This is a genomic window from Arthrobacter sp. NPDC089319 (genome assembly GCF_040684925.1).
In the GTDB taxonomy this organism is placed as follows: Bacteria; Actinomycetota; Actinomycetes; order Actinomycetales; family Micrococcaceae; genus Crystallibacter.
Genome location: NZ_JBFBGZ010000011.1, coordinates 36,331 through 56,796 on the forward strand (window position 1 = coordinate 36,331; position 20,466 = coordinate 56,796).

General features: G+C 68.2%; 21 protein-coding genes. 10 read left to right on the plus strand and 11 right to left on the minus strand.

Annotated elements, in window-relative coordinates:
• Positions 1 to 1,095, plus strand: coding sequence for a diacylglycerol kinase family protein (locus tag AB0N75_RS15485; RefSeq protein WP_364651719.1), 1,095 nt, complete (start codon positions 1 to 3; stop codon positions 1,093 to 1,095).
• 45 nt (positions 1,096 to 1,140) lie between these two features.
• Here the strand turns inward: AB0N75_RS15485 and AB0N75_RS15490 are convergent, their stop codons facing one another.
• The 3 genes from AB0N75_RS15490 to AB0N75_RS15500 form a co-directional block, all read right to left on the minus strand.
• Positions 1,141 to 1,470: a hypothetical protein gene (locus tag AB0N75_RS15490; protein ID WP_364651721.1), complete on the minus strand. Its 330-nt coding sequence runs from the start codon at positions 1,468 to 1,470 to the stop codon at positions 1,141 to 1,143.
• Between the two features lie 83 nt (positions 1,471 to 1,553).
• The gene (pheA, locus tag AB0N75_RS15495) at positions 1,554 to 2,480 is read right to left on the minus strand and encodes a prephenate dehydratase (protein WP_364651723.1); all 927 of its coding nucleotides are present in this window, start codon (positions 2,478 to 2,480) and stop codon (positions 1,554 to 1,556) included.
• Positions 2,480 to 2,806, minus strand: a complete 327-nt coding sequence (locus AB0N75_RS15500) for a rhodanese-like domain-containing protein (protein ID WP_364651725.1) — start codon at positions 2,804 to 2,806, stop codon at positions 2,480 to 2,482. Before AB0N75_RS15500 ends, pheA begins: the two co-directional genes overlap by 1 nt.
• A 130-nt stretch (positions 2,807 to 2,936) precedes the next feature.
• Here AB0N75_RS15500 and AB0N75_RS15505 point away from each other — a divergent pair, with 130 nt between their 5' ends.
• The 3 genes from AB0N75_RS15505 (at position 2,937) to AB0N75_RS15515 (ending at position 6,735) form a co-directional block, all read left to right on the plus strand.
• Complete coding sequence (locus AB0N75_RS15505) at positions 2,937 to 3,680, plus strand: peptidase E (protein WP_364651727.1); 744 nt, start codon at positions 2,937 to 2,939, stop codon at positions 3,678 to 3,680.
• 73 nt (positions 3,681 to 3,753) lie between these two features.
• Positions 3,754 to 5,136 carry an amidase gene (locus AB0N75_RS15510; RefSeq protein WP_364651729.1) on the plus strand — a complete coding sequence of 461 codons (1,383 nt, stop codon included), beginning with the start codon at positions 3,754 to 3,756 and terminating at the stop codon, positions 5,134 to 5,136.
• Positions 5,137 to 5,253: 117 nt separating this feature from the next.
• Positions 5,254 to 6,735: a peptide MFS transporter gene (locus AB0N75_RS15515; RefSeq protein ID WP_364651841.1), complete on the plus strand. Its 1,482-nt coding sequence runs from the start codon at positions 5,254 to 5,256 to the stop codon at positions 6,733 to 6,735.
• 168 nt (positions 6,736 to 6,903) lie between these two features.
• Here AB0N75_RS15515 and AB0N75_RS15520 read toward each other — a convergent pair whose 3' ends face one another.
• Positions 6,904 to 7,347 carry a DUF4190 domain-containing protein gene (locus tag AB0N75_RS15520; protein WP_364651731.1) on the minus strand — a complete coding sequence of 148 codons (444 nt, stop codon included), beginning with the start codon at positions 7,345 to 7,347 and terminating at the stop codon, positions 6,904 to 6,906.
• A gap of 151 nt (positions 7,348 to 7,498) precedes the next feature.
• Between AB0N75_RS15520 and pgm the strand changes: the two genes are divergently transcribed.
• The gene (pgm, locus tag AB0N75_RS15525; RefSeq protein ID WP_364651733.1) at positions 7,499 to 9,145 is read left to right on the plus strand and encodes a phosphoglucomutase (alpha-D-glucose-1,6-bisphosphate-dependent); all 1,647 of its coding nucleotides are present in this window, start codon (positions 7,499 to 7,501) and stop codon (positions 9,143 to 9,145) included.
• A gap of 51 nt (positions 9,146 to 9,196) precedes the next feature.
• Here the strand turns inward: pgm and AB0N75_RS15530 are convergent, their stop codons facing one another.
• Both AB0N75_RS15530 and AB0N75_RS15535 read right to left on the minus strand, forming a co-directional pair.
• The gene (locus tag AB0N75_RS15530; protein WP_364651735.1) at positions 9,197 to 10,585 is read right to left on the minus strand and encodes an aldehyde dehydrogenase family protein; all 1,389 of its coding nucleotides are present in this window, start codon (positions 10,583 to 10,585) and stop codon (positions 9,197 to 9,199) included.
• Positions 10,582 to 11,484, minus strand: a complete 903-nt coding sequence (locus AB0N75_RS15535; RefSeq protein WP_364651737.1) for an SDR family NAD(P)-dependent oxidoreductase — start codon at positions 11,482 to 11,484, stop codon at positions 10,582 to 10,584. Before AB0N75_RS15535 ends, AB0N75_RS15530 begins: the two co-directional genes overlap by 4 nt.
• A 135-nt stretch (positions 11,485 to 11,619) precedes the next feature.
• Here AB0N75_RS15535 and AB0N75_RS15540 point away from each other — a divergent pair, with 135 nt between their 5' ends.
• The 4 genes from AB0N75_RS15540 to AB0N75_RS15555 all read left to right on the plus strand — a co-directional run bounded on the left by AB0N75_RS15540 (position 11,620) and on the right by AB0N75_RS15555 (position 15,457).
• Positions 11,620 to 12,933, plus strand: a complete 1,314-nt coding sequence (locus AB0N75_RS15540; protein WP_364651739.1) for a solute carrier family 23 protein — start codon at positions 11,620 to 11,622, stop codon at positions 12,931 to 12,933.
• A gap of 138 nt (positions 12,934 to 13,071) precedes the next feature.
• Positions 13,072 to 13,281, plus strand: coding sequence for a dodecin (locus AB0N75_RS15545; protein ID WP_127513153.1), 210 nt, complete (start codon positions 13,072 to 13,074; stop codon positions 13,279 to 13,281).
• 131 nt (positions 13,282 to 13,412) lie between these two features.
• On the plus strand, positions 13,413 to 13,814 hold the full coding sequence (locus AB0N75_RS15550) for a metalloregulator ArsR/SmtB family transcription factor (RefSeq protein ID WP_364651741.1): 402 nt from the start codon (positions 13,413 to 13,415) through the stop codon (positions 13,812 to 13,814).
• Positions 13,811 to 15,457, plus strand: coding sequence for a SulP family inorganic anion transporter (locus AB0N75_RS15555; RefSeq protein WP_364651743.1), 1,647 nt, complete (start codon positions 13,811 to 13,813; stop codon positions 15,455 to 15,457). The genes AB0N75_RS15550 and AB0N75_RS15555 overlap by 4 nt, the downstream gene beginning before the upstream one ends.
• Before the next feature lie 29 nt (positions 15,458 to 15,486).
• On the opposite strand, the gene AB0N75_RS15560 is transcribed toward AB0N75_RS15555, so the two are convergent.
• The 3 genes from AB0N75_RS15560 to AB0N75_RS15570 are packed head-to-tail and all read right to left on the minus strand — an operon-like array spanning position 15,487 to position 17,945.
• Entirely contained in the window at positions 15,487 to 15,996 is a 510-nt protein-coding gene (locus AB0N75_RS15560) for a hypothetical protein (RefSeq protein ID WP_364651745.1), read from the minus strand.
• 27 nt (positions 15,997 to 16,023) lie between these two features.
• Positions 16,024 to 17,145, minus strand: coding sequence for a glycerate kinase (locus tag AB0N75_RS15565; protein ID WP_364651747.1), 1,122 nt, complete (start codon positions 17,143 to 17,145; stop codon positions 16,024 to 16,026).
• Positions 17,142 to 17,945 carry a glycerophosphodiester phosphodiesterase gene (locus AB0N75_RS15570; RefSeq protein WP_364651749.1) on the minus strand — a complete coding sequence of 268 codons (804 nt, stop codon included), beginning with the start codon at positions 17,943 to 17,945 and terminating at the stop codon, positions 17,142 to 17,144. The genes AB0N75_RS15565 and AB0N75_RS15570 overlap by 4 nt, the downstream gene beginning before the upstream one ends.
• 48 nt (positions 17,946 to 17,993) lie before the next feature.
• Here AB0N75_RS15570 and AB0N75_RS15575 point away from each other — a divergent pair, with 48 nt between their 5' ends.
• A complete protein-coding gene (locus AB0N75_RS15575) occupies positions 17,994 to 18,656 on the plus strand; it encodes a hypothetical protein (RefSeq protein ID WP_364651751.1) in 663 nt (220 codons plus the stop codon).
• Positions 18,657 to 18,665: 9 nt separating this feature from the next.
• Here the strand turns inward: AB0N75_RS15575 and AB0N75_RS15580 are convergent, their stop codons facing one another.
• Together AB0N75_RS15580 and AB0N75_RS15585 are read right to left on the minus strand one after the other, a co-directional pair.
• Positions 18,666 to 19,502, minus strand: coding sequence for an HAD family hydrolase (locus AB0N75_RS15580; protein WP_364651753.1), 837 nt, complete (start codon positions 19,500 to 19,502; stop codon positions 18,666 to 18,668).
• Positions 19,503 to 19,541: 39 nt separating this feature from the next.
• Entirely contained in the window at positions 19,542 to 20,456 is a 915-nt protein-coding gene (locus tag AB0N75_RS15585) for a carbohydrate kinase (RefSeq protein ID WP_364651754.1), read from the minus strand.
• Between the last annotated feature and the right edge of the window lie 10 nt (positions 20,457 to 20,466).

Here is a 20,466-nt window from a genome sequence, read left to right on the forward strand (position 1 = left end):
ATGAGCACGATGCCTGCCGAATGGATACTTGCCCTCACCCTGGCCGCAGCGGCGGCCGCCTTTGTGGTGATCTGGCTGGGCATCCGCCGGGCCTCCCGGCGCCGGCCGGGAGCCGGGCCGGCCGATCCCGCGCCGACTGAGGTCCTGCCCGACCAACGCGTGGTGTTCATCCTGAACCCGGTGAAGAATGGGGCGGCCGAGGCCCGCCGCCAAGTGGAGGCGGCCTGCGCGGCCGCCGGCTGGAGTGCTCCGCTGGTCTTGGAAACCACCCCGGACGACCCGGGCCATGGGCAGGCAAAACGCGCCCTGGAGGAGCGGGCCGACGTCGTTATTGCCGGCGGCGGGGACGGCACCATTCGGGTGGTTGCCTCGGAATTATCCGGCACCCAGGTGCCGATGGGAGTGCTGCCGCTGGGCACCGGAAACCTGCTGGCGCGGAACCTGGGTCTGGAACCCAGTGCCCTGCAGGCCAACATCAACGTGGCGCTGCACGGTGTGATCCGGAAGATCGATACCGCGGACATCACCTTGGAGAACGAGGCCACGGGGATGCGCGTCGAGGACAGTTTCCTGGTGATCGCAGGCATCGGGGTGGATGCGGACGTGCTGGCCGACACCCGGGACGACCTCAAACGCCGGTTCGGCTGGGTGGCTTACTCGGAAGCCGGTGTCCGCCACCTGGCGGGTCAGCGCAAGCGGGTCATGGTCAGTATCGACGGCGGCCCCGCCCAGCCCCGCAAGGTGCGCAGCATCCTGCTGGCCAACTGCGGGAAGCTTCCGGCGGGAATCGATTTCATCCCCACCGCGGAAATTGACGACGGCGAAATAGACATCGTGGTGCTCAGCCCGCGCAGCGTGGTCGGCTGGCTGTGGATCGCTGCCAAGACCCTGGTCCGGCACGCTGCGCCGATTCCGGTGATCGAATACCACCGCGGACGGACGGTCCGGATTACCGCGCACGACCCGATGGGCACCCAGCTGGACGGCGACCCCTCGGGGCCGGTCACGTCGCTGACCGTTGAGGTCAGGCCTCGGTCGCTGGCGGTACGAACGGAGGCGATCCCCTCCGCCGACAGCGCCCGCCCCGCCGCATAGACGGGTGCAGCCGCTGCCGGCACGGGGGAGATCAAACCGGGCGGCTTAGGTGTCGTCGCCGCCGGCATTCAGCGGATCGTCGCTGGCGTCGGCCTCGTGGGTGTCGTGAAGCTCTTCGCCCGGAATGTCGATGGGCTGCTCGTCCGCTTCGAGGGCCGGGATCTCGGCGTCCGGCTGCTGCAGGTCTTCCTCCGCGGGAACCGGGAATTCGCCGGCCGCCTGCTGGTTAATCAACTGCTGCTCCTCGGCAAAGCGCAGGTCATTTCCCTGGTCCCCGAGGTCACCGGCGCGGTTCTCGCTGGCGGTCTGGTTCAGCGCTTCCTCCGGGGTCGGCTCCCCATCCTGGTACTGGTCCCTATCGTTGTGCTGTGTCATGCTGCTCCGATCTGTGGTCCCGAGGTCAGTTTTCCTCAGCATACTGACCATAACAACCAGCGGATACCCCCGGCCGCCGGTGTTCAGCGGGCCTGCAGCAGTTCCCTGACCCAGCCGTCGGCCCGCAGGAACGCTTCGTCCCGGTTGCTGCGCGGGATTGTGTGGCCGCGGCGGTCGGCGCGCGGATAGGAGCCCAGGAACCTCAGCCCCGGGCTGAGCCGGTGCAGCCCGCGCACCGCGTCCGCCACGCGCTCCTCAGCCAGATGCCCCTCCGCGTCCAGGCTGAAGAAATAGTCGCCGAGGAACTGCCCGGTTGGCCGGGATTCGATCCTGCTCAGGTTGACGCCCCGGCTGGACAACTGCTCCAGGATCGCCACCAGCGCCCCCGGGTGGTCCTGTGGCAGCGGCACCACCAGCGTGGTTTTATCCGCTCCGGTCGGCGCGGGCAGAACTCCGGGCCGGCTGACCAGAATGAAGCGGGTGACGGCGTCGGGAATGTCTCCGATGTCGTCCGCGAGAACCTGCAGGCCACGTTGCTGGGCGACCAGCGGCGAGCAGATCGCGGCCTGGTGGCCGGGCGCCGGGTCCAGCAGCCCTACCCCGGCCGCGGCGGTGGACGACGCCGGAAGATATGCCGCCTGCGGAATGTTTTCGCTGCACCAGGTGCGGCACTGGGCCCACGCATGCGGATGGGTGGAGACCACGGAGATCCCTTGGCGCTCCGTCCCGGGCCGGACTGCCAGTACAAACCGGATGGGCACCAGCTGTTCGCCGATGATCTGCAGCGGTTCACCGCCCGCGATCGCGTCCAACGTGGCGCTGACGCCGCCCTCGACCGAGTTCTCGATCGGAACCATCGCCGCGCTGGCTTCGCCCGAGCGGACCGCGTCCAGGGCGGCCTCCACGTTCGACGCCGGGATCCGATGCACGGCCTCGGCCCCGGCGACCTGGAGCAGGGCAGCTTCGGTAAAGGTGCCCTCCGGCCCCAGGAAGGTGTAGACGCTGGTCATTACTGGACCCGAGGCTCCTGCCCGTTCTCCGACACGATGGGCTTGCCCGCATCGAGCCAGGCCCCCATGCCGCCGTGGATATTGACGGCGGAATATCCGTTCGAGTTCAGCCATTCCGTGGCCCGGAAGGAGCGGCCGCCGCTGCGGCACACCACGTGCAGGTCCACGTCCGGATCCAGCTCCTCCAGGCGCACCGGCAATTCGTTAAGCGGGATATGCACCGCGCCGGCGATGTGCCCGGCTTCCCATTCATAGTCCTCGCGCACGTCCAGAATGGTGGCGTCGCCGCCTACGCTGTTGACGTCCACGTTCTCGACATCGCTCATGGCAACCTCCGCAATCCGCGGCAGCCAGTGCTGCCGCTGATGATTTCTTTAGCACGCGTCCCGGCAATTCGGCCGCATCACAAGCCTATAGTGGGATCGTCCGCTGCACCTTAACGAGACAGGGGTACCCATGGCCGCAGACCAGCCGACCATCCTGGCCACGTCCGGAGGTTTCAAAGCCGGAGTGCGCAGCCGGATCGCGTTCAACCACCTGGTGCACCACGCCGTCGAACTGTCCGGGGCCACCGGGCGGGCGCCGCGGCTGACCCACTTGGGCACGGCTGGGGGCGACCAGCGCTGGTTCCAGGCCGAACTGGACGAGGCAGCCCGCGCGGCCGGCTATGACCTGAGCCATCTGAACCTGTTCACCATGCCGAACGTGCCCGACATCGAAGAGCACCTGCTCGGCCAGGATGTGGTGTGGGTGGGCGGCGGTTCGGTGGCGAACCTGCTGGCCGTGTGGCGGGTGCACGGACTGGATACCATTTTCCGGCGCGTCTGGCAGGCCGGCGTGGTGCTGGCGGGCGTCTCCGCTGGCTCCATCTGCTGGTTCCGCGGCGGCACCACCGACTCCTTCGGTCCCGAGCTGCGGCCGGTCACCAACGGCCTGGCGCTGCTGCCCTATGACAACGGCGTCCACTACGACTCGGAACCGCAGCGCCGGCCGCTGGTACACCGACTGGTGGCGGACGGCATCCTGGGCGAAACACATTGCACCGACGACGGCGTTGGGCTGGTCTACCACGGCATCGAGTTGGCGGGGGCGGTGAGCGAGACCGAAGGGAAGCTGGCCTACCGGGTGACCGCCCAGGCCGGCGACGGGCCCGAAGCCATCGCCGTCGAGGAGCCGATCGAAGCCCGCTTCCTCGGCTGAACGGGACAGGCTGCCCGCAGCGGGACACAGCGGGATTGGCCCGCACCGCCGCCCGGGGCTACAGTTACGGGCGATGACTGCATTGCATGATTTGACGGCGGTTGCCCAGCGCGACGCCGTGGCCCGCGGCGAACTGTCGGCCCGGGAACTGACGGACCACTATCTCCGCCGGATCGAGGCGCTTAATCCGCGGCTCGGCGCCTTCATCACGGTCGGCGCCGACCAGGCGCTCAAGCAGGCGCGCGCCGCGGACGACCACCAGGCCCGCGGCGGGACGCTGGGCCCGCTGCACGGACTTCCGCTGGCGTACAAGGACCTCACCGACGTGGCCGGCCTCCCGACAACGCACGGCAGCGCCGCGCTGGATCACCGGCCGGCGCTGGCGAACCACCCCTTAGTCGAGGTGCTCGAATCCGCCGGCAGCATCACCCTGGGCAAGACCCAGGTGCCGGAATTCGGCCTAACCTCCTACAGCGAGAACCGCGTGGCGCCTCCGGCCCGCAACCCGCTGGATCCTACCCTGAGCCCGGGCGGTTCCTCCGGCGGCAGCGCCGCGGCCGTCGCCGCGGGCATGCTGCCGTTCGCGCCGGGCTCCGACGGCGGCGGCTCGGTGCGGATCCCGGCGGCCGCCACCGGGCTGGTGGGGCTCAAACCCGGGCGCGGCCGGCTGCCCGCCGGCACTACCGGCGACGACGCCGGCCAGCTGGTGGTGGCGGGTCCCTTGGCCCGCACCGCAGCCGACGCGGGCCTGCTCATGGACGCCATGGCCGACGAACCCTCGGCCCGGGCGGCCTCCGGCGCTGCACCGCACTTCCTCGACGCCGCCCGCCGCGCCGAAGGCCGCTTCCGGATCGGTGTGAGCACCGACTCCCCGTTCGAGTCCGCCTACCCGCTCTCGCTGGAGCCGGAGGCGAGCCAAGCACTGGAGACGGCCCTGGAGTTGCTGCAGGGGCTGGGCCACGATTTGGCGGACGCTGAGGTCCGCTACGACAACCGCTACCCGGACGCCTTCGCCACAGTATGGACCGCCGGCCTGGCCCGGCTGGAGCTGCCGGCCGGGCGCGAAGCGCAACTCATGCCGCTCACCCGGGCCTTCCGGCGCCGCGCCATAAAGCGCACACCCCAGGCGCTGGCGGAGGCTTTGTCCGTGCTTGCGCGCTTCCAGGACGACACCCAGGCGCAGTTCGGCCGCTACGACCTGATGCTCACGCCGGCGCTGGCTCAAACGCCGCGCCCGGTGGGCTGGTACACCTCCACCCGCGCGGACGTTGACTACATGCGCCAATGCCAATATTCGCCGTTCACATCACTGGTCAACGTCTGCGGCCTGCCCGCCATTGCCGTGCCGGTCAGCAGCACCGAAGAGGGCTTGTCCATGGGGGTCCAGCTGATCGGCAAGCCGGGCTCCGAGGCCGCACTGCTGGCCGTTGCCGCCCAACTGGAGAACGTCCGCTGACTCGCCGGAGAACCCCGCGCTGACCTGCGGAAACGCATTAGCACCCCCGCCTGCGCGCGGCAAGGATATGACAATGCGTGTCGCTGAGTGTCAGAATTGAACACCGTGAGCAATACCGTGCAGTCCGGGAATCCGCAGCCGGAACAAGCTATAAAGTCCAGTCAGACCGGCAAAACATTCTTCGGGCATCCGCGGATGCTGGCCAATCTTTTCTCCGTAGAACTCTGGGAGCGCTTCTCCTTCTACGGCATGCAGGGCATCCTGCTCTACTACATGTACTACTCGGTCGCCGAGGGCGGCCTGGGCATCGACGAAGGCATCGCCACCGGCCTGGTGGGCGCCTACGGCGGCGGCGTCTACCTCTCCTCCATCCTGGGCGCCTGGGTGGCCGACCGCATTCTGGGCTCCGAGAAGGTCCTCTTCTACACGGGCATCATGGTGATGCTGGGGCACATCGCGCTGGCCGTGCTTCCGGGCGGCGTGGGACTGGCCGTCGGCCTGATCCTGGTGGCCATCGGCTCCGGCGGCCTGAAGGCCACCGCCAGCTCGCTGGTCGGCTCGCTGTACAGCCTGAAGGACGACCGCCGCGATGCCGGCTTCTCCATTTTCTACATGGGCGTGAACATCGGCGGCCTGTTCGGCCCGCTGCTGACCGGCCTGGCCCAGGTGCAGCTTGGCTTCCACTACGGCTTCGGCCTGGCCGCGCTGGGCATGGCAATCGGCCTGACCCAGTATGCGCTGACCCGCAAGAACCTCCCCGAGGCCTCGCACCACGTGGCCAACCCGCTGCCGCGCGGCAACTACGGCAAGGTCGCCGCCGTGGCCGCGACCGGCGTCGTCGTGATTGTGCTGCTGGTGGCGTTCGGCTTTGTCACCGCCGAAAACCTTGCCCCGATCATGGCCTGGCTGGCGATCATCGCCGCCGTCGTGTACTTCGTGGTGATCCTTTCCAGCAAGCAGGTGGACGGCGTGGAACGCAAGCGGGTGTATGCCTTCATCCCGCTCTTCATCGCCTCCGCCGCATTCTGGGCGCTGTTCCAGCAGCAGTTCACCGTGGTGGCGCTGTACGCGGACAAGCAGCTGGACCGCTCGCTGGGCGGCTGGGAAATGCCGGCCAGCTGGGTGCAGTCCATCAACCCGGTCTTCATCATCATCTTCGCCGGCATCTTTGCCGCAGTATGGACCAAGCTCGGCCCGAAGCAGCCCAGCTCGCCGATGAAGTTCGCCCTGGGCCTGGTGGTCATGGGCCTGGCGTTCCTGGCCTTCATTCCGCTGGCCGGCGGCGGCGCCAACTCCACCCCGCTGCTGGCGATGGTCGGCATCCTGTTCCTGTTCACGATGGCGGAGCTGTTCCTCTCCCCCACCGGCTCCTCGGTCTCCACCAAGCTGGCCCCGAAGGCATTCCAGACCCAGATGGTGGCGCTGTTCCTGCTGTCCATCTCGCTGGGCACCACGCTGGCCGGCATCCTGGCCAGCTACTACGACCCGACCAATGAGGCCCCGTACTTCGGCTTCATCGGCGTGGTGGCGATCATCCTGGGCGTCGGCCTGGCCGCCGCCGTGCCGTCGCTGAAGAAGCTGATGGGCGGCATCCGCTAACAACGGGTATTAAGCAGGACGGCGCTGCCCGGGTGAGGATTGGATCCTCACCCGGGCATCGCCGTCGTTAGCGGCGTCTTACTCATCCACTATTCAGCTCCGGCCCTTCTGAGCGTTCAGAAGGGCCGGAGCTGAATAGTGGGTGGAGCCGGGTGGATCGGGGCGGGACTACATGCTGCCGAGGACGCCGATGAAGATCAGCAGGCACCAGATGCCGGTCACCGCGTAGCCCATGATCAGGCCGGCCAGCGCCAGGCTGCGCGCGGCCGGTTCCTTGCCCAGCGCGATGTGACCGAACACGATGGCCAGGATCTGCGGGACGAACATGAATCCGAACGTCACCACGGAGACGATGCCCAGCACCAGCGCCGCAATGCTCAGGCCCTTCGGCTGGGCCTGCGGCGTGTAATACATCGGCTGGTTGTAGTCCGGGCCGCCGTACGGCTGCTGGCCGGCGTACGGCTGGGCGCCGGGGCCGGGCTGGTAAGCGTACGGATGGGGGGCATCGGGCAGCGCCGGCGGCTGCGGCATGGCCTGGCCGGCGTTCGGATCCGTGTACCAGCCCGGATGCTTCGGGTCGTTGAAGGGCGGCCTGTTTTCCGTGCCGGACATGCTCTGGATTCCCCCTGGGGTGGTTTCGCCGCTTGGTGCAGCTGTTATGCGGGTGCCCCTCCAGTCTAGGCGCGGCCCCGGATCCGCGGGTGTGGCGGCGGATACGTCACGGACGGCTACGGATCCCCGGGTTTTTTGGCATGCTTGTGGCATGGCAAACCGTGCGGGCACCGTAGCCCTCCCCAGCGACCTTGTAGACCTGACCGCGCTGCGGGACGCCTACTTCGACATCAAGCCGGATCCGGCCGACCCCGCCCAGCGCGTGGCCTTCGGCACCTCCGGGCACCGCGGCTCCAGCCTCAAGGCCTCCTTCAACGAGGACCACATCGCCGCCATCACCCAGGCGATCGTGGAGTACCGCGCCGGCCAGGGGATTGCCGGCCCGCTGTTCGTCGGCAAAGACACGCACTCACTGTCCGATCCGGCCCAGGACACCGCCCTGGAAGTCCTGGCCGCGAACGGCGTCACCGTGCTGGTCGACTCCCGCACCGGCTGGACTCCGACGCCAGCCATCAGCCACGCCATCCTGACCCACAACGCCGCCCATCCCGATGCCCAGGGCGACGGGATCGTAATCACACCCTCGCACAATCCGCCCGCCGACGGCGGCTTCAAGTACAACCCGCCGCACGGCGGTCCCGCCGACTCGGACGCCACCGGCTGGATCGCCGCCCGCGCCAATGAGCTGCTGGAAGGCGGCCTGCGCGGGGTGAAGCGGATGACGCTGGGGCAGGCGCAGTTCTCCGGTGCGGTGGGAACCTACGATTTCCTCGGCGCCTACGTGGACGACCTGCCCCAGGTGCTGAATCTGGACGCCATCCGGAACGCCGGCGTGCGGATCGGCGCGGACCCGATGGGCGGGGCCTCGGTGGATTACTGGGGTGCCATCGCCGAGCGGCACCGGCTGGACCTGACGGTGGTCAACCCGACGGTGGACCCGCAGTGGGCCTTCATGACGCTGGACTGGGACGAGAAGATCCGGATGGACTGTTCCTCGCCGTCGGCCATGGCTTCGCTGATCAACGCGGTGCGCGGCGGCGGTGCCGCCTATGACATTGCCACCGGGAACGACGCCGATGCTGACCGGCACGGGATCGTCACCCCCGACGCCGGGCTGATGAACCCGAACCACTACCTGGCCGTGGCCATCGACTACCTCTACACGCACCGGCCGGATTGGCCGGCCGGTGCTGCGGTGGGCAAGACGCTGGTCTCCTCCTCGATGATCGACCGGGTGGCGGCCGGCCTGGGCCGACGACTGGTGGAAGTGCCGGTGGGCTTCAAATGGTTCGTGCCCGGCCTGCTCTCCGGCGAGGGCGTCTTTGGCGGCGAGGAGTCTGCCGGGGCCTCGTTTGTCCGCTTCGACGGCAAGCCGTGGTCCACCGACAAGGACGGCATCCTGCTGGCGCTGCTGGCTTCCGAAATCAGCGCCGTCACCGGGAAATCGCCGTCAGAACTCTACGGCGGGCTGACCGCAAAGTTCGGATCGCCGTCGTACGCCCGCATCGACGCCGCAGCGACCCGGGAGCAGAAGGCCGCACTGGCCAAGCTGTCCGCCGCGGACGTGGCCGCCACGGAGCTGGCCGGCGAGCCCATCACCGCCAAGCTGACCGAAGCGCCGGGCAACGGCGCGGCCATCGGCGGCCTCAAGGTCACCACCGAAAACGCCTGGTTTGCAGCGCGGCCCTCCGGCACCGAGGACGTGTACAAGATCTATGCCGAATCGTTCCGCGGGTCGGAGCATCTGGTGCAGGTGCAGGCAGAAGCCAAGGCGATTGTGGACGCCGTCATCGCCTAGCGGCATGACCTTGCCCCCTCCGCGCCGGCGGAGGGGGTCGTGGGCACCGGCCTAGAGCAGGCGGCGGAGGATCCGGGTCTTGGCCGCGCTGTACCGGGGGTAGGCAACACGCAGCGTGTCCAGCAGCGTCCCCTTGGAAAAGACCGGGCGGAGCTGGCTGAACGTATCGAAGGAGTGTTTGCCGTGGTAGGCGCCCATTCCGCTGGCGCCAGCGCCTCCGAAGGGCAGTTCCGGCACGGCCAGCTGGATGGTGCTGGCGTTGTGACTGATGCTCCCGGCCCGGATCCCGTGCTCGAAGCGGCGCTGCTCGGCATCGGAGGATGAATACAGATAGGCGGCCAGCGGTGCCGGCCGGGAGTTGATGAAGCTCATCGCCTCGCCAAGGTCTGCAACGGTCAGGACGGGCAGGATCGGTCCGAAGATCTCCTCCTGCATCACTGCAGCGTCCGGGGAGACCTTGGTCAGCACGGTGGGTTCGATGTACAGCTGCTCCCGGTCGGTCCGCCCGCCGGACGCCACCGTACCGTCGGCCAGGTAGGACGCCAGTCTGTCGAAGTGGCCTTCGTTCACTATCCGGCCGAAGTCCGCGCTCTTGGCCGGGTCTTCGCCGAACATCTCGCGGACTGCCCTAGCGAGCTGCTTCACCAGCGACGGCGCCAACGCTTCGGTTGTCAGGACATAGTCCGGTGCGACGCAGGTTTGGCCCGCGTTCAGCAGCTTCGCATAGACCAGTCGGCGCGCGGCGGCGCGCAGATTGCCGCCCATCACGACGGCGGGGGACTTGCCTCCCAGCTCCAGGGTCACCGGGGTCAGGTGCTCGGCTGCAGCGCGCAGGACCACCTTGCCCACCTGTTCTCCGCCGGTGAAGAAGATGTGGTTGAAGCGTTCGGCAAGCAGCGCCGTGGACTCCTCCCGTCCGCCTTCCACCACCGTGACCGCCTCGGGATCCAAGTATCCGGGCAGCAGTCGCGCCAAGGTCCGGGACGTGGCCGGCGCCAGTTCGCTGGGCTTGAGCACAGCCGCGTTGCCCGCCGCCAGGGCCCCGACCAACGGCGCCAGGAGCAGCTGGACCGGGTAATTCCACGGCGCGATGATGAGCACCACACCCAGCGGCTGCGGTTCGGTCCGGGCCGACGCCGGCAGCAAGCCCAGCGGGACCGGCACCCGGCGGCTGCGGGTCCACTCGCCAAGGCGGCTGAGCGCGTGTCCGGCTTCGGACCGGACTATCGAGATTTCGGTCAGGTAGCTTTCCAGCGCGTTCTTGCCGAGGTCACGCCGCAGTGCGGCGCTGAGCTCGGCTTCAGCTTCGGTCAGCAGCCGGATTAAGGCCTGCAACTGGTCACGGCGCCAGGCCAGCGGGCGTGTCCTGCCCGAATCGTAGATTTTCCGGACCGCTGCAACCGTGTCTGCTACGGCAGGGGCGTCGGTTCGCACGCTCATGCGGTGGTTCCGCTTGCACTGGTGCGGGAGGGGCCGCCGTTGGCAGCAGGCGCCGCGTCTGGCCTCGGCGTCGGCCGTCCGGTGAAATGGTCCATTGACCGGTAGACCTGGAAGACCCGCCCGGCCACAACGTCCCAGACGGGCTGGGGCAGAACCCCGCGCAGCGCGCTGCCGAGCGGCACCGTCCAGGGAAGCTGCACACGTGCTTTGCCCTCCATCAGCGCCGTCCAGGCCCTGTTCACGACGTATTCGGGTTCCATCAGCGGCGTGAGCAGCGGCCCGCGCGCCCCTTCGAACATCCCGGTCTTGATGTAGCTGGGAATGAGCGTGGTCACCCGCACATGGCCGTGGCCTGCCTCCTCCAGTTCCAGCCGGACGGAATCGCTCCAGCCGATCACCGCCCATTTGGACGCGGTATAGACGCTCATCTTGGGCACCGAAAGCGTCCCCGAGGCCGAGGCGACGTTGAGGATGCGGGCCGGCGTGGGCCGTTCGATCATCCGGGGCAGGAAGGACCGGGTCACGTGCATGGGCGCCAGCGTATTGACCTGCATCACGGCGTCGATATCCGCGTCCGTGTGGTCCCAGAAGTACGCGCTGCGCACAATGCCGGCGTTGTTGATCAGAACATCGGGCACATCCGCGTCGGACATTGTTGCCGTGGCCGCCTGGGTCACCTCCTCGAGCGAGGACACATCGAGCGCATAGGTGTGGATCCTGGAGCCGCCCAGGGACTGGATTTCTGCGGCACTAGCCGCCAAGGCTTTGGCGTCGCGGTCCCAGAGGATGACGGCCTTGGCACCCTCACTCACCGCGCGTTCCGCATACAGCCGGCCCATTCCCATAGCTCCGCCGGTGATGAGTACAGTCCGTTCGCTTACTGAAATGCCCACGTTCATCCGTTCGTTCCGGGCCGCCGCGCAGCCATCCGATCTGCCGCTAAAATATGTGCGGGCATGCTGTCGGCCGCGACAAGCTACCCACCGGTAACATTCTGCACGAATCATTCCCCCTTGTCGTTAGAAGGCACACGCATGAGCAGGCTGGGCACAGACTGGAAAATCCACGGAGATGGCAGGACTATCAAGCCCGGCAGCTTCGTCGCTCCCGATGAGCGCCTCACGTGGCCACGCACCATCGGCATTGGTGCCCAGCATGTGATCGCCATGTTCGGCGCCACTTTCCTGGTTCCACTGCTGACCGGGTTTCCGCCGGCCACCACGTTGCTTTTCTCCGGCGTCGGCACCATCCTGTTCCTGCTGATCACGGCCGGCCGTATCCCCAGCTACCTGGGCTCCAGCTTCGCGTTCATTGCTCCGATCAGCGCCGCCATGAACCAGCACGGCATGGGCGGAGCGCTCGGCGGCCTGATTATGGCGGGCGCGGTGCTCTTCCTGATCGGCCTCATCGTGCATAAGGCCGGCACGCATTGGATCCATATCGTGATGCCGCCGGTGGTGACCGGTGCCATCGTGGCGCTGATCGGACTCAACCTGGCGCCGACAGCCAAGGCCAACTTCGAGAAGGGGCCGGTGACGGCGCTCATCACGGTCGTGGCAATCCTGCTGACGACCGTGCTGTTCCGCGGACTGCTGGGCCGGCTCTCCATCCTGGTGGGCGTACTGGTCGGTTATCTGGTGGCCGTCCTGCTCGGAGAGGTGGACTTCTCCGCAATCAATGATGCTGCCTGGATCGGGCTGCCAACCTTCCATGCCCCGGAGTTCCACATCTCCGTGATCGGCCTGTTCGTCCCGGTGGTTTTGGTGCTGGTGGCAGAGAACATCGGCCACGTGAAGTCGGTATCGGCGATGACCGGACAGGACCTTGACCCGGTGACCGGCCGCGCGCTGATGGCCGACGGCCTGGCCACGATGTTGGCCGGCAGCGGCGGCGGGTCCGGCACCACCACCTACGCCGAGAACATCGGCGTGATGGCAGCGTCCAAGGTCTACTCCACCGCCGCCTACTGGGTGGCAGGCACCGTCGCCATCCTGCTCAGCCTGTTCCCGAAGTTCGGAGCCGCCATCGCCACCGTTCCGGTGGGGGTCTTGGGCGGTGCCGGCGTGGTGCTCTACGGCATGATCGGCATTCTCGGTGTACGGATCTGGGTGCAGAACCGGGTGAACTTTGCGAACCCGATCAACCTGTCCGTGGCCGGAGTATCCCTGGTGGTTGGCATTGCCAACTTCACCTGGACGGTTGGCGAGCTCACGTTCGAAGGCATCGCACTGGGCACCGCAGCCGCACTGATCATCTTCCACGGCATGAGTGTGGTGGCCCGCTGGCGCGGCACCGAGCCGGTGGATTCGGCCGAAGACGAAGGCGTCAAGCCCTCCAAGCTCGGCTAACCGGCCGCCGCTGGCGCGGCCAACTGGCTGCGCCGCCCTGCTTCCGTGCCGTCCGGACCTAGACCGAGGGAAGGCCCGCCGCTAGCGTTGCTGACATCCTCGGGGAGTCCACCCCGGGAACGTCCGCAAGGAGGAAGCATGGCCAACCACGTTTACAACGTCACGGAGATTGTGGGAACGTCGCCGGATGGCATCGACGCCGCGGTGTCCAACGCCATCGCCGAAGCATCCAAGACGTTGCGCAACCTCGACTGGTTCGAGGTGAAGTCCGTACGCGGCCACCTCAACGAGGGCAAGGTCTCGGACTGGCAGGTGACCATCAAGCTCGGCTTCCGGCACGAAAGCTAGCCCCGGGCCTCGACGAGGACTTCCGGCGGCCAAAGTGGAGGATCCACCCTTCGCTGCGGCGCCGGCTGTCCCGGGAACGCCGGACCGCTATATGATGGAATCCTAAAGTAATAAACTGCTAAAGGAATTCCGTGGACCGCTTTCCCGCTGCCGATGCCCCGCTCTACGAAGTCAAAGCGAACCTGTTCAAAGGACTTTCCCACCCGGTGAGGATCCGAGTGCTGGAACTGCTCGCAGATTCGACTGAAGTAACCGTGACCGATCTGATGCACGGCACGCATCAGGAAGCGTCTAATTTGTCCCAGCATCTAGCCGTGCTGCGGCGGCACAACCTGGTTTTGGCCGAGCGGCGCGGCGTTCAGGTCTTCTACCGCCTGGCCTATCCCCAAGTAGCCGACTTGCTGACCGTTGCACGCAGCCTGCTGCAGCAACTCCTGCACACCACCACGCAGCAACTGGCCGGCTTCGGCCCGCCGGCCGGCGAGTCCGCCCCAGCAGCAGGAGCCGCCACAGAATCGGCGCCCTTACGGTGAAAGCTGTCAAGGGAGCCGCTGCCCTGCTGCCCGGTGCCGCCGATTACGCCCAGCTGCCGCGTACGTGGAAAAACGACCTCATGGCCGGCATCACGGTCGGCATTGTTGCCCTGCCGCTGGCGCTGGCCTTCGGCGTTAGCTCGGGCGCGGGCGCCGCCTCCGGTCTGATCACCGCCGTCATCGCCGGCATCGTCGCCGCTGTTTTCGGCGGCTCCAACATCCAGGTGTCCGGTCCCACCGGAGCCATGGTCGTAGTGCTAGCACCGGTCATCGCCAGCTACGGAATCTCCTCGCTGGCCGTGGTGACCCTGATGGCGGGCCTCATAGTGCTCGTGGCCGGCGTGCTGAAGCTCGGCCGCGCGGTCAGCTTCATCCCCTGGCCGGTGATCGAGGGCTTTACGCTGGGTATCGCCGTCATCATTTTCCTGCAGCAAGTCCCGGCTGCCTTCGGGACCGAACCCGGCCCGAGCACGAACGCGGCAGTCTCCGCGGTCCAGGCACTGGGCACCGCAACCCTGGCCGGCATGTTCTGGCCCATCGTCCTCGTGCTGATCGTGGCTGCCATCATGCTGGGGGCACCCAAAATCCATCCCCAGCTGCCCGGTTCGATCATCGGCATCGTCGTCGCCACCCTGGTGGCCCAGCTGGCCGGGCTGGAGGTCACCCGGATCGGCGCCCTGCCCAGTGCCCTGCCGGCCCCGTCCGTGCCGTCCATCGATCCGGCCTTGGTCGCCGCGCTGGCCGGACCGGCCGTGACCATCGCGGCGCTGGCCGCCATCGAGTCATTGCTCTCCGCCCGGGTCGCCGCCTCCATCTCCGACACCGGGCCCTACGACGCGGACCGCGAACTAGTGGGGCAGGGCCTGGCCTCGCTGGCCTCCGGCTTCTTTGGCGGGATGCCGGCCACCGGCGCCATTGCACGGACCGCCGTCAATATCCGGGCCGGAGCACGCACCCGGGCCTCCGCCGTCGTGCATTCGCTGGTGTTGCTGGGCGTGGTCTATTTTGCCACCGGGCCGGTCTCGCAGATCCCGCTGGCAGCCCTGTCCGGCGTCCTGATGGTGACAGCCTTCCGGATGGTCTCCGCCAGCACCCTGCGCAGCGTGCTGGGTTCCACCCGGGCGGACAGCACGGTCTTCATCGTCACCGCGATCATTACCGTGTCCTTCGACCTGATCCAGGCCGTGGTCATCGGCATCGTCGTGGCGGCGTTCTTTGCCCTCCGGTCGCTGGTCAATTCCAGCGGGGTGCACCGGGAGGAAATCCCCGGTCCGGCGCAGGACGGTGATGAGCAGATCGCGGTATTCCGGCTGGACGGCGCCCTGTTCTTCGGTGTGGCGGACCGCGTCTTGGAGCGCGCTGGCGCCATCCGCAACGTCCAGGTGGTGATCATCCGGATGTCCCAGCTGCAGATCCTCGACGCCACCGGGGCGAAAGTCATTGCCGATCTGGTCACTGCCTTGGAGCGCCGGGGCATCACCGTGCTCATCAAGGGTATTCAGGACCGGCACCTGCAGTTGGCCCGCCGGGTGGGTGTCCTGGAGTCGCTGCGGCACCACAAGCATCTGTTCGGTGAATTGGACGCCGCGGTAGAGCATGCCCGCAGCCACGTCCGGCGCAACCGCGAGGCGCAACAGCCCTAGCCCAGCAGCCTCAGCCGCAGCGTGCTCAGTCACTGGCCGGGCGCGGGATCCGCCACCTTCCGGCCAGCGGCCGCGGCGCGGAAGGCGAACACGGTGGACGCGATCGTCAACGCCACCGCGATGATGCCGCACGGGTTGCACAGCGCGGTAGACATCCCCAGGGCGGACGGACCGGCCAGCAGCGACATGACGGAGGTGCCGTCTCCGGCTCCGCCGCCGAAGTCCGGAACGGTGAATCCAAAGGCGATCGCCGCCAGCCAGGCGAGGGCCGGTGCCACCACTGACCGCACCGGAAGCAGCACGCCCCGGCGCGCCGCCTCGGCCAGCTTGATGCCGGTCAGCAACAGCAGCACCAGCAGCGCGGGGCCCAGGCTGATGCCCAGCCACAGCACCATCTGGCCGCCGATCCCGAACAGCCACCGTCCCGCCACCACCCACAGCGGCACCAGCACCGCCATCGGAAGGGCCAGCCAGAGAACGAGGGAGGGAAGGAAGCGCTGACGCACCGCCGCGGTAGACGGGACCAAGGTACTGCTCATGCCCTCATGATAGGTCTGGCCGCTGGCTCAGGCCCCTTCGAGGGCCTGCTGCGTGGCCAACGTGACATAGCGCGCGGCGTGCGCCATCGCCTGCTCCTCGCCGCGGGCGGCCTCCACCAGGCTGGCGGCCGCATGCACGCCGTACTCGGCCAGCTTGTCCGGCGCCAGACTGATCTGACCAGCAACCACGACGGCGGGGATTCCCCGCGCGTGGGCGCGTCCGGCCACGCCCAGCGGCACCTTGCCGAACTCCGATTGCCGGTCCAGCGAGCCCTCGCCGGTCAGCACCAGGTCGGCATCGGCCAGTGCCGCGTCCAGCCCCACGAGGTCTGCGACAACATCGAAGCCCCGCTCCATGCGGACATCGGCCAGCGCCATGAATCCGGACGGAAAGCCGCCCGCCGCTCCGGCACCTTCTACGTTCACGTCGCGGCCTGTAGCCTGCATCAGCAGCTGCGACCAGCGCTGCAGCGCTTCGTCCAGCAGCCGGCGCGAGACCGCATCGGCCCCCTTCTGTTCACCGAAGACGTGCGCGGCGCCGTCCGGGCCGTGCAGGGGATTGACCACATCGGCCGCAATCCGGATGACGGTCTCCGCCAACCGCGGGTCCAAGCCGGCGGCATCCAGGAGCTCGGCCGTTGCCAAGGCGGCACCGCCGAGCAGCACTTCGGCGCCGCCGTCGTTGTAAATGCTCAGGCCGAGGGCGCGCAGGGCGCCGGAGCCGCCGTCGGTCATGGCGGAGCCGCCGACGCCCAGCACGATTTCGGTGGCGCCGGCGTTCAGGGCCGCCTCGATCAACTGGCCGCTGCCGTAAGAATGGGCCGCCAGTGCCGACTGCACACTCGGTTCGGTGAGCAGCAGTCCGGAAGCCCGCGCGGTCTCGATCACCGCGATTTTATGATCCGGCCGTTCAAACATCGCCCAGGACGCGGTCACTTCCCGGTCCAAGGGCCCGACTACGCGGTCGGTGTGCTCAATCGCGCCCGCGGCCAGAGCGGCCTCCAAGGTGCCTTCGCCGCCGTCGGCCAGGGGAAGCAACTGCACGTGGGCATCCGGATAGACGCGCAGCACGCCGTCGGCCATTGCGCTGGCAGCCTCGGCCGCAGAGAGCGTTCCCTTGAACTTGTCCGGTGCAATCAAGACCTTCATGTTGTCTCCCTCTGCGGCCAGTTGCCGCGTTCGGCCATGACGTCGGCCAGGATGTCGGCACGGTCGGAGATCAATCCGTCCACGCCGAGTGCCAACAGCCGCTGCATTTCGGCGCGCTCGTTGATGGTCCACACATGCACCTGGAGGCCGGCGCGGTGGCACCGCCGCACGAATCCTTCCGTAAGGACCGTGAACCGGCCGTACTTCACCGGCACCTGCACGGCATGCACCCGAAGCAGCCGGGCCAGCGGTTTGGCCAGCCCCACGAAGCCCAGCAGATAAATTCCTGCGGTGGCATACACGCCGGCCGAGCCCGCGACCGGCTGGCGAAGCCCTCGGAGCACACGGAAGCGCCGGCGGTCCGAAAATGACGCTACCAGTACGCGGTCATGCGCCCCATAGGCCTCGATCAGCCGGGCCAGCTCGTCCGCCGCGGCCATGTCCTTCACATCCACGTTGAGGCATACATCCGGCCATGCGGCCAGCAGCTCCTCGAAGGTGGGAATCGGCTCCCCGGAGATCCGCAACTGCGCCAACTGTCCGGCCGTGTGCGCGGTGAGTTCGCCACGCCCGTCGGTGGTGCGTTCCAGCGTTGGATCGTGGAACGCCATCAGGACGCCGTCGCGGGTGGTCCTGACGTCGGTTTCCAGGTAGCGGAAGCCCAATTCGACGGCGGCGCGGAAGGCGGCCATCGAGTTTTCCTGCCCCGCCAAGGAAAAGCCACGGTGGGACATTGCCAGCGGCCGGTTCTGCCCGGACCGGGGAAACGTAGGATTGAAGTACGGGCTGGCGCTGCTCACATCCGGTACTCTACCGGCCCGCCCGCCGTTGCCGACCAGGAGGAACCCATGCGCATTGCCCTTGTGCAGGCCGCCGGGCTGCACGGCGACGGTGCTGCGCTGCGCAGCCGGCGTTGGCTGGAACAGGCTGCCGGCCGGAGCGCCCAACTGCTGGTGCTCCCCTCGGGTTTCGCACCGGGCTTCCGCCGCGAGTTGGGCGTGCTTGCCGCGCGCCACGGTGTGGCGGTGGCCGCCGGCAGCGGCACCGAACTCTGGCTGCTGGACGCCGCCGGCGAGCTCCAGGCCTGCACGGCCTCCGCCGCTGTGGTGCCGCTGAACGGGCGCCTGATGTGCTTGGCGACCGAGGACGACGCCGGTGCGGCCGCCTGGGGCGCCGACCGCTCGCGCCGCCGGCTGGTTTCCGACGAGGGCGCCCAACTGCTGCTGGTGCCCGGTGGAAGCGCAGGGTGTGACGGCTGGTTCCGTGCACTGGCCCGGCGCGGCGGACCGGCGCCGGCGGTGGCGTGGAACGGCCCGGGCCACAGCTTCATTGCCGCGCCGGGCACCGGCATTTCCGCCGAGGCCGGCCCGTTTGAAGAGTTGATTTGCGCGGACGTGGACCTGCCCGCGAGGCAACGGACCGTGGGCCCCAGCTGGTTTGCCCGACGGTATCTTTCCGAAGGCCCGGACGCCGGCCTGCAGGCGGCGGTTGGAGCCGGCCTCGGCTCCTGAGCCAAGGAATCAGGCGGTGGCCACCGGTCCCTGCGGTGTCTGCGGACGGCCCGCCAACCGGTCCTCGATCACTTGGGCAACGCCGTCGTCATGAAAAGCCGGAGCACGGAACGGAGCCGCTTCGAGAGCCCGCCGATGTCCGGAGGCCATGGCGTACCCCGCCCCGGCCCACTGCAGCATCTCGATGTCGTTCGGCATGTCGCCGAAGGCCACCACGTCCAGGGCGTCGATACCCAGCGACCCCGCGTACTCGGCCAGGGTGACCGCCTTGTTGACTCCCGGCCGGGCCATTTCCAGCAGCGGGTTGCCCGGCGCCGAATGCGTAACGGCCGCGAGATGGCCCACCGCCGGGCCAACTTCCGCCAGGAAATCGTCCGGGTCCAGGTCGGTGCCGCGGGCCAATAGCTTCACCACCGCATCGGAGCGGCGCAGGCTCTCCGGCAGCAGCTTGGGCACGATGCCGTCCAGCAGCTCCACCGTGCCTGGCTGGAGAAAGCCCGGTTCCAGTTGAAAGCCCTCGGTGGTTTCCGCCGCGAAAGTCGCCGACGGGTGCAGGCGCAGGATGATGCGGCGCACGTCGAGGATGTTCTGGTACGGCAGCGCCTGTGCCGAGAGAACCTGGCCGGACTCCAGGTCATAGACCACGGCGCCGTTGGAGCAGATCACCCGGCCGCGGTGGCCGATCTGCTCGGCCAGCGGGGTGAGCCAGCGCGGCGGACGGCCGGTCACAAAGACAATTTCGACGCCGGCGGCCGCGGCGCCGCGGAAGGCACGGACGGTGCGGAGGCTGATTTTCCCGTCCCGGCCGATGATGGTTCCGTCCAGGTCGCTGGCGATAAGGCGCATTGCACCAGTCTAGGGACGAAGCGGCCGCCGGACGCCGGGCTAGCCGAACTCGTCCCGATGCGGCGGGTTGGCCCCTGCCCTGGATACCGTGATGGCTGCGGATCGGGCGGCGTGGACCATCAGGTCTTCCAGCGTGGAGGTGGCCATGTCCCGCAGCCTCTCCCGCCGCGCGGAGCCGGAAAACCCTGCCGCCAGCAGGGCATCGAGCAGCCCGGACATATAGGCGTCGCCGGCTCCCACGCTGTCTACCACGGGCACCGCCGGAGCGGCGACCTGAGCCGATCCGGCGCGGACCACTCCCCAGCTGCCCTTGGCCCCATGCGTGACTACCACTACGGCCGGCCCTTGCTTTAGCCAGTCCCGTGCCGTCTCTTCTACGGTGCGGTCCGGGTACAGCCACTCCAGGTCTTCGTTGGAGGCCTTGACCACGTCCGCCAGCACCATGAACTTTTCGGCCTGGCGGCGGGCAAAGTCCCGGTCGGTGATCAGCGTGGGCCGGCAGTTCGGGTCGTAGCTGACCAGGGCCCTGGGGTGCGCCCGCTGCACGGTCCGGAACACCTTGTGCGCACCGGGCTCCAGCATGGTGGCGATGGAGCCGGTGTGCAGCCAGACCGTCTCATCGAGGAGGCGGGGCCGGACCTGCTCGAGCTCCGGCAGTTCCCAGAGCAGGTCAAACGAGTAGCGCGCGGCACCGGTGGGATCCAGGCTGGCGGTGGCGGTGCTGGTGGGCGAGGCATCCGGGTCCAGCGGCACCAGCACGGAGTTGCGGCGCAGATGGCCGTGGACCAGGTCCCCGTACTGGTCCCTGCCGTACCGGCCGACGAACTGGACGGAATGGCCCAGCCTCGCCAGCCCCACCGCCACGTTCATCGGGCTTCCGCCGACATGCGCACGGGGCGGCCTGGTGTCGGACCGGACCACGTCCACCAGCGCCTCGCCTATGACCGTGAGCACACTGCCAAGG